The following is a 7,250-nucleotide window of genomic DNA, read 5'->3' as shown; positions in this document are numbered from 1 at the left end:
GGGTGGTTCCTACCCCTCCCGCTTCACCCAGGCGGTCGGCTTCGGGTTGCGCTCGCCGAAGCCGATCTGGTGCCAGTAGGGATAGGCCGGGGTGCGGTGGCTGGCATCGTCCAGCAGCGCCACCTGCTCCGCCGTCAAGTTCCAGCCGACGGCGCCGAGATTCTGCTTCAACTGCTCCTCGTTGCGGGCGCCGACCACGATGTTGGCGACGGTCGGCCGCTGCAGCAGCCAGTTCAGCGCCACCTGCGGGATCGACTTCCCGGTCTCCTGCGCCACCCGGTCGAGCGCGTCGACCACGCCGTACAGGTGCTCGTCGTCGACCGGCGGCCCGCCGACATCGCCGCCGGAGGCGACGCGGCCCGCCCCGGCCGGCTGGCCGCGCCGGAACTTGCCGGTCAGGCGTCCCCAGCCGAGCGGGCTCCACACCATCAGCCCGACCTTCTGGTCGAGGCCGAGCGGCATCAGCTCCCACTCGTAGTCGCGGCCGATCAGCGAATAGTAGCCCTGATATGCGACATAGCGCGCCAGGCCGTACCGCTCCGACGTCGCCAGCGCCTTCATCAGGTGCCAGCCGGAGAAGTTGGAGGCGCCGATATAGCCGATCTTGCCGGCGCGGGTCAGGTCGTCCAGCGCCCGCAGCGTCTCGTCGACCGGCGTGATCGCGTCGAAGCCGTGCATGAAGTAGAGGTCGATATGGTCGGTGCCGAGCCGCTTCAGGCTGGCCTCGCAGGCCCGGATCAGGTGGTGGCGTGACGAGCCCACATCGTTCGGCCCGTTGCCCATGCCGAAGGTGGCCTTGGTCGAGATCAGCACCTTGTCGCGCCGGCCCTTCAGGGCCTGGCCCAGGATCTCCTCCGACACGCCCTGGCTGTAGACGTTGGCAGTGTCGAAGAAATTGACCCCGGCCTCCAGGCACAGATCGACCAGGCGAGTGGCCTCGGCGACGTCGGTGCTGCCCCAGCGCTGAAAGAACTCGTTGGTGCCGCCGAAGGTGCCGGTGCCGAAGCTGAGCACGGGAACCTTGAGGCCGGATCCGCCGAGCTGACGGTATTCCATGCGTGTCTCCGTAGGTGACGGTGTGTCGGTGTGCGGCCGCAGGCTAGCAGCTTGAGCCGCATCCGCCAGACCGTTTGTCGCCGCGGGTCAGTGCCACCGTGGCGGGGGCAGCCAGGGCCGCGGAACAGGCGCAGCGGGGGCGGTCGAAGGTACGGCGGTCCCGGCACGCTGGATCACCCCGCGGACATCCCAGGCGCTGGTGGAGACGTTGCGCCCGGCCTCGGCGGCGGCCTGCCGGATCTCGTCCTCCGGGGCGGCGGCGACCTCGGCCTCCAGCGCGTCCAGCAGGCGTTCGAGCGCCTGGTCGGGGCGGTGCGTCATGGCAACCCAGTGAGGCCATGGCGCAGCAGCGCCCGCCTCATCCTCTTGCGCGTGGAATCGTACTCGGTCTCCGACAAGCCGGTGCGCCGCCGGATCTCCTCGGCCGACAGGCCCTGGCTCAGCCCCAGGATGACGGCAATCGCCGCCGGGTCGTCGGCGAACATGCGGTCGATCGCCGCCAGCGCCTGGGTGGCGGCGGCGATGCGCTCCGGATCCGGCACCTGATCGGCGACCTCCGCCGCCTGCGCCGACAGTGCGGCCGCGGTAGCCCGCTGGCGGCGCCAATGATCGCTGCGCAGGCTGCGCATGATGCCGGCGAGGAAGGCGATCATCGGCACGTCGGGTGGCCAGGGGCGGGAGCCGTCGAGGGCGCGCAGGACGGCCTCGTGCAGCAGTTCCTGCCAGTCCAGCCCCGGCAGGCCGCGGCAGCGCAACCGCGCGATCGCCTGCAGCCGTAGCAGGTCCGGTTCGGACAGCGCCGCGAGCGCGCGCCGGACCTCCTGCTCGGTCCGGCCGACGGCCCGGCGCGCGATCCATGGCTTGAGGGGCGAAGTGTCCTGCATCCGCCGCACTATGCGCACGCCGCGGCCGGATGCGGACAGGCGCGATGAAAAATATCTCCTGTCCGCGGCTGGGCGGCTCCTGCGCATTCCTCGGCAGGCAACCGGACCGGAGGGATCATGAAGCCGGAGATCGAAGAGCACGTCATCCGCTTCCTCGGCATGCTCGACACGGCTTTCCGCCGCCGTGGCGAGAACGGCCTGCCGGAGCCGCTTCGCCGGGCAGTGCGAGAGACACCGCGCCATCACTTCGTGCATCGGTTCCAGGCCGATCGGGCCGGGCCGGTCGAGGATTTCGCCACCGAGCGCCATCTCGCCGCCGTCTACAGCGACCGGGTTCTGGCCCATTTCGGACCGGACGACGCTGCGCTCGACTCGACCAACTCACAGCCCAGCTACGTGCTGTGGCTGCTGCACCGGCTGGGGCTGGAGCCCGGACATCGGGCGCTCGAGATCGGCTCCGGCTCGGGCTGGCTCGCCGCCGTGATGGGCCGGCTGGTCGGCGACGGCAGCGTCGTCGGCGTGGAGATCCTGGCCGATCTGGCGCGGCGCAGCCGGGATGACTTGGCGGCGCTGGGCAGCGCCAATGTGGCGATCATCGAGGGCGATGGCGCTGGGGGCCAGGCCGCCGGGGCGCCCTATGACCGGGCCATGATCACCGCCGCGGTCTGGGACCTGCCGGCGGCGCTGTTCGAGCAAGTGGCCGAGGGCGGCCGGCTGCTGCTGCCGATCGCGCTGGCGGGCGGCGCCGGCCGCGACTGCCACGTGGCGGTGCTGCGCCGGGAGGGTGACCGGTTCCGGGCGTTGGAAGCGGTCCCCGGCCGCTTCGTCCGCTTCACTGGCCCGGGGCAGGAGCCGGGAGCCGAGCGGCGGCGGCTGGAAGAGTTGCCGTTCTGGTCCGGCATCGGCACGACGCCGACATCGCGCCGGCCGCTGTCGCTCGGGGGCCGGGATCCGGCCCGCTTCACGGGCGCGGCTTATGCCTTCCGTCTCTTCCTCGGCCAGACCGAGCCCGGCTTCGCTGCCTTCGACGGGTCGGGTGAGGAGGAGGGCCTGTCGGTTTCGCCCTTCGGCCTGGTCGACGCGACGGCGCGGTCGGTCGCGATCTGCCGGCCCGGAATGCTGCTCGGCTATGGCTCGCCTGAGGCCACGCGGCGGCTCGACGCGGCCTATCGGCGCTGGGCGGCGCTCGGCATGCCCGGCCCGGCCGCCTTCGAGCTGGAGGTGGTGCGGGCGGCGCAGGCCCCGCGGCCCGGGCGAGGGCTTTGGGTGGAGACACGCGGCGCCAGCGCCCTGGTGTGGCGGCTGGCGAGYGCTGCTTCGTCGCCGCGGGTCGCGCGGCAGGAAGCCGTCCGGGACCGGCCGCCGGCCGATCCCGGAGCCTGGATCAGGCCGCCCGGGCCGTGATCGTCGAGACCTTGTCCAGCGCGCCGGCCACCGCCTTCTCCGCCACGTCGGGGCCGTAGGCGACGCCCTCGACCGCGATCGACTCGATATCGGTCACGCCCATGAAGCCGAGCAGGTGGCGCAGATAGGGCTCCTGGAAGTCGAAAGCCTTGGCCGGGCCGTCGGAATAGACGCCGCCGCGGGCCTCGACCAGATATGCCTTCTTGCCGCTGACCAGGCCGTGCACGCCGGTCTCGTCGTAACGGAAGGTGACGCCGGCGCGCAGCAGGTAGTCGAACCAGCTCTTCAGCGTCGAGGCGAGGCCGAAATTGATCATCGCCGAGGCGATGACGATGGTGTCGGCGGCGAACACCTCCTGCGCCAGCGCGTCGGACAGGTCCAGCGCCGCCTGCTGCGCCGGGCTTCGGGCCTCGGCCGCCAGCGCCTGGGCGGCCAGGAAATCCTCGCCGATATGGGGCAGCGGCTGCGCCACGAGGTCGCGATGGACGACCGTGGTGCCGGGCGACTGCGCCTGCAGCCGGTCGACCAGCGCGGTCGCGACCTTGGTCGACAGCGAGGCGGCGCCGCGCGGGCTGGAGGTGACGAACAGGATACGGCTCATCGGGAACGGGTCCTCATGGTCGAGGGAAAGGGGGATGGGCCGGCCGGCCGATGGAAGCCCCGGGGGTTGATCAGACCAGGGGGTAGTCACATTTAGTGACTGGGGCTAAATTGATGACTGTCCGAGAGCCGCGCAAGGAGGCACATTTTTGGAACCGAGCAACAGCCATGACCCTGTCCACAACCAGTGCCGGGCGATCAGCGACGTGCTGGCCCGGGTCGGCGACAAATGGACGGTGATGGTGGTCGGGTTGCTGGCGGACGGGCCGATGCGCTTCAACGAGCTGCGCCGGACCATCGGCGGCATCTCGCAGCGGATGCTGACGCTGACCCTGCGAGGGCTGGAGCGGGACGGGCTGGTGACCCGCACCGTGTTCCCGACGATCCCGCCGCGGGTGGATTATGCGCTGACCGATCGTGGCCAGACCCTGATCGAGCCGCTGAAGCTGCTGTTCGCCTGGGCGATCGAGCATAACGCGGCGATCGAGCGGTCGCGGCAGGACTTCGACGCGGCGAAGCCCGGCGCCGAGGTGCCGCATCCGCCGCGCAAGGTCCCGGCCCTGGTGCGGCCGCGGTCAACGGCGATGTCCGATTTCGGCACGGACGGACGGAACGGCGGCTAATTCCGAGGGACAGGCAAAGAAAAACCCCGCCGGCTTGCGCTCGGCGAGGTTTTTCGCGACCCGGATCCGGGGGAGGAGACGGACCGGGTGCCTCCGGTCGAGCCGATCACGCGGCGCGACGGATGACCGAATCTTCGTTCGCGGCGGCCACGGCCGGGCGCAGCACGGCGACGGGGGCCGGGGCGACGTTGGTGTCGCGGGCGGCGCGCGTCAGGCGCTCCGAGATGGTGCCGCGGTTCATGCCGATATCGGCCAGCAGGCGGTCATCGAGCTGCATCAGGGCAGCATAGGCACGACGACGATCCCAGGCGGCGACAAGCTTGTTGATCAGGTTCACTTCAGCATTTCCTTGTTTACGTGCCGCGTCCAGCGAGAGGTTCGCGGCGCGGTGTGCGTTGCTTTGCACGAGCCGATATATGCGCTTACCTTAGCCATGCATCCACCCCTGTCTATCGCACCGCAGCAATGCATGGCCTGCATTGCCTGACATTTGGGCGCCACCTCCGCCCAGCTTCCGCCTCGAATCCCGGAATTCGTCGCAATTCCGCCATAAACGCCCCTGTTGCGGTGCAAACCGATTGGGCGGAGGCTGCATCCTGGATGGGCGTCGGACTATGCTAAGTGTGATTACCATCACACCCTAGCGGCGTGATCCGGCAGTGCCAGGCCGTCGGCCAAATGCTGGGCCAGCAGCTCGCCGGCCGGTACCAGGCCGGGGGCGCGGTGCAGCCGGATGTCGGCCTCGGGCAACGGCGGCAGGCCATCGCGGTCGCTCAGGCGCCGCAGCTCCGACGGCAGCAGCCCGGCCTTGACCACGGTGACGGCCAGGCCCTGGGCGGCGATCGCGGTCACGGCCGCCAGGCTGTGGCTGACGAAGGCGAGGCGCCAGGGCAGGCAGGCGCCATCGAGCGACGCCATCGCCCAGGCCCGGAACAGGCACCCCTGCGGATAGAGGGCGAGGGGCAGGGGCGTGCGCTGGTCGGCGGCGACGTCGCGGCCGGCAGCCCAGACCGCCTGCTCGCGCCGCAGGAAGGTGCCGCCGCCGTCGCCCGCCGCATGCATCGCCAGCACCAGGTCGAAGCGTTCGCCCAGCCGCGGCAGCATCGGCGTCGTCAGCCCGGTCACCATCTCGACCTGGATGCGCGGATGAGCGGCGGCGAAGCCAGCCAAGAGCGGCGGCACCAGCCGGGTGCCGTAATCTTCCATCACGCCGAGCCGCACAATGCCCTCGACCTGGAGGTCGCGCAGCCGACCCATCGCCTCGGCCGAGACCGACAGGATGCGGCGGGCATAGCCCAGCAGCACCTCGCCGGCCGGGGTCAGGCGCAGGCCGCGGCGGCTGCGGTCCAGCACCGCGGCGCCGACCGCGCCCTCCAGCCGCCGGATCTGCATGCTCACGGCCGACTGGGTCCGGTTCAGCGCCGCCGCGCCGCGGGTGAAGGAGCCATGATCGGCGACGGCGACGAAGGCGCGCAGCAGGTCCGGGTCGAGCATCCGCCGCTCCATCATGGTTCGTGATGAAGGGGATCACGGTTATGCGTTTCCGTGAAGACCGAGACGGCTCTTATGCTCCCCGGCAGCACCCACTCTTACCCGTCCCCGCGAGAGCGGGATCTCCTCGGAACTTCACCGGAGCGAGATTCCCGCTTTCGCGGGAATGACGACGGGGAGGGGAGGGTGCAAAGCATGGCCGAAGGGAACCGCCATGGCGCGCGAAGGACTCGGTGTGGCGGCGGCGCTGGCGTCGAGCACGCTCGGCGGCACCTCGGTGGTGGCGACGCGCTATCTGATGAGCGCGCTGGACCCGGCGACTCTGGGCGTGTTCCGTTTCGGCATCGGCTGCGCCCTGCTGCTGCCGGTGGTGCTGCTGCTGCGGTCGCCCTGGCCGTCCCGGCGCGACCTGCCGGCGGTGATGCTGCTGGGCCTGCTGTTCTTCGCCGCCTTCCCGTTCCTGTTCAACGCCGCCCTGGCGCACACCACCGCCGCGCGCGGGGCGCTAGCCCTGTCGACCCAGCCGCTGCTGACCCTGGCCGCCGGTGCCGCGCTGGGGGTAGAGCGGTTGACCCCGCGCAAGGCCGCTGGGGTGCTGCTGGCGATGGCGGGCGTGGCGCTGGCGCTCGGTGCCGGCCTGGCCGATGCGCCACCGGGCGCCTGGCAGGGCGATCTGCTGATGGTCGCGGCGACGGGGTGCGCCGCACTCTATAATGTGTGGTCGCGGCCCTTCGTCCGGCGGTCCTCGCCTCTGTCCTTCAGCGCCCTCGGCATGGCGGCGGGTGCCTGCGGCCTGGCGGCGCTGGCGTTCGCGACCCGACCGGTGGCTCTTCCGGTCCTGGATCCGGTGGGCTGGGCCGCGGTGCTGTATCTCGGCGTGGTCGGAGGCGCAGTCACCTTCTTTCTCTGGGTCTTCGCCCTCGGCCGCACCACCCCGACGCGGGTCGCGATCTCGGTCACCGTCAATCCGGTGGTGGCGGCGCTGCTCGGCACATTGACGCTGGGCGAGCCGCTGGGCTGGCCGCTGCTGGCGGGCCTCGCCGCGGTGGCCGCCGGCATCGGCCTGGCGGCGACCGACGGCCGGCGGGGCGCCTCGGCGGTCGCTGCGCCGGGTTCCGCCCGCCTGCCTTGAAAATGCCCCGCGGCGCGGCGGCGCGCGCACTGGACGGACGGGGCCGGCGATGCCATAGTC

9 protein-coding genes are annotated in these 7,250 nt (G+C 71.3%); 3 read left to right on the top strand and 6 right to left on the bottom strand.

All coding sequences use genetic code 11. The features are described 5' to 3' along the window. Positions 1 to 9: 9 nt before the first annotated feature. From AB4Z01_RS28290 to AB4Z01_RS28280, 3 genes are all read right to left on the bottom strand, one after another. Positions 10 to 1,056 (bottom strand): aldo/keto reductase, encoded by a 1,047-nt coding sequence (locus tag AB4Z01_RS28290; RefSeq protein ID WP_441699356.1) that lies wholly within the window; start codon positions 1,054 to 1,056, stop codon positions 10 to 12. Positions 1,057 to 1,143: 87 nt separating this feature from the next. Then, positions 1,144 to 1,377 (bottom strand): hypothetical protein, encoded by a 234-nt coding sequence (locus AB4Z01_RS28285; protein ID WP_441699354.1) that lies wholly within the window; start codon positions 1,375 to 1,377, stop codon positions 1,144 to 1,146. Then, positions 1,374 to 1,940: an RNA polymerase sigma factor gene (locus tag AB4Z01_RS28280; RefSeq protein WP_441699352.1), complete on the bottom strand. Its 567-nt coding sequence runs from the start codon at positions 1,938 to 1,940 to the stop codon at positions 1,374 to 1,376. Before AB4Z01_RS28280 ends, AB4Z01_RS28285 begins: the two co-directional genes overlap by 4 nt. Positions 1,941 to 2,057: 117 nt before the next feature. On the opposite strand from AB4Z01_RS28280, the gene AB4Z01_RS28275 reads away from it, so the two are divergent. Then, the gene (locus AB4Z01_RS28275) at positions 2,058 to 3,344 is read left to right on the top strand and encodes a protein-L-isoaspartate O-methyltransferase family protein (RefSeq protein WP_441699351.1); all 1,287 of its coding nucleotides are present in this window, start codon (positions 2,058 to 2,060) and stop codon (positions 3,342 to 3,344) included. Here the strand turns inward: AB4Z01_RS28275 and AB4Z01_RS28270 are convergent. Beyond that, entirely contained in the window at positions 3,325 to 3,945 is a 621-nt protein-coding gene (locus AB4Z01_RS28270) for an FMN-dependent NADH-azoreductase (protein WP_441699349.1), read from the bottom strand. The genes AB4Z01_RS28275 and AB4Z01_RS28270 overlap by 20 nt on opposite strands. Before the next feature lie 148 nt (positions 3,946 to 4,093). On the opposite strand from AB4Z01_RS28270, the gene AB4Z01_RS28265 reads away from it, so the two are divergent. After that, entirely contained in the window at positions 4,094 to 4,567 is a 474-nt protein-coding gene (locus AB4Z01_RS28265) for a winged helix-turn-helix transcriptional regulator (protein ID WP_441699347.1), read from the top strand. 106 nt (positions 4,568 to 4,673) lie between these two features. Here AB4Z01_RS28265 and AB4Z01_RS28260 read toward each other — a convergent pair whose 3' ends face one another. Continuing rightward, positions 4,674 to 4,904 carry a DUF1127 domain-containing protein gene (locus AB4Z01_RS28260; protein ID WP_441699346.1) on the bottom strand — a complete coding sequence of 77 codons (231 nt, stop codon included), beginning with the start codon at positions 4,902 to 4,904 and terminating at the stop codon, positions 4,674 to 4,676. 296 nt (positions 4,905 to 5,200) lie between these two features. Beyond that, complete coding sequence (locus AB4Z01_RS28255; protein WP_441699344.1) at positions 5,201 to 6,061, bottom strand: LysR family transcriptional regulator; 861 nt, start codon at positions 6,059 to 6,061, stop codon at positions 5,201 to 5,203. Positions 6,062 to 6,272: 211 nt separating this feature from the next. On the opposite strand from AB4Z01_RS28255, the gene AB4Z01_RS28250 reads away from it, so the two are divergent. Then, entirely contained in the window at positions 6,273 to 7,190 is a 918-nt protein-coding gene (locus AB4Z01_RS28250; RefSeq protein WP_441699342.1) for a DMT family transporter, read from the top strand. The last annotated feature ends 60 nt before the right edge of the window (positions 7,191 to 7,250 follow it).

Origin of the sequence: Inquilinus sp. YAF38, from assembly GCF_052113205.1 — a bacterium.
Classification (GTDB): Bacteria; Pseudomonadota; Alphaproteobacteria; order DSM-16000; family Inquilinaceae; genus Inquilinus.
The sequence above is the reverse complement of the archived record's forward strand: the minus strand, read 5'-3'. Positions and strand labels throughout refer to the sequence as shown.

Coding starts and splice junctions, on each gene's coding strand:
- AB4Z01_RS28290 (WP_441699356.1), bottom strand. CDS start 1,056: ATGGAATACCGTCAGCTCGGCGGATCCGGCCTCAAGGTTCCCGTGCTC.
- AB4Z01_RS28285 (WP_441699354.1), bottom strand. CDS start 1,377: ATGACGCACCGCCCCGACCAGGCGCTCGAACGCCTGCTGGACGCGCTG.
- AB4Z01_RS28280 (WP_441699352.1), bottom strand. CDS start 1,940: ATGCAGGACACTTCGCCCCTCAAGCCATGGATCGCGCGCCGGGCCGTC.
- AB4Z01_RS28255 (WP_441699344.1), bottom strand. CDS start 6,061: ATGCTCGACCCGGACCTGCTGCGCGCCTTCGTCGCCGTCGCCGATCAT.
- AB4Z01_RS28250 (WP_441699342.1), top strand. CDS start 6,273: ATGGCGCGCGAAGGACTCGGTGTGGCGGCGGCGCTGGCGTCGAGCACG.
- AB4Z01_RS28270 (WP_441699349.1), bottom strand. CDS start 3,945: ATGAGCCGTATCCTGTTCGTCACCTCCAGCCCGCGCGGCGCCGCCTCG.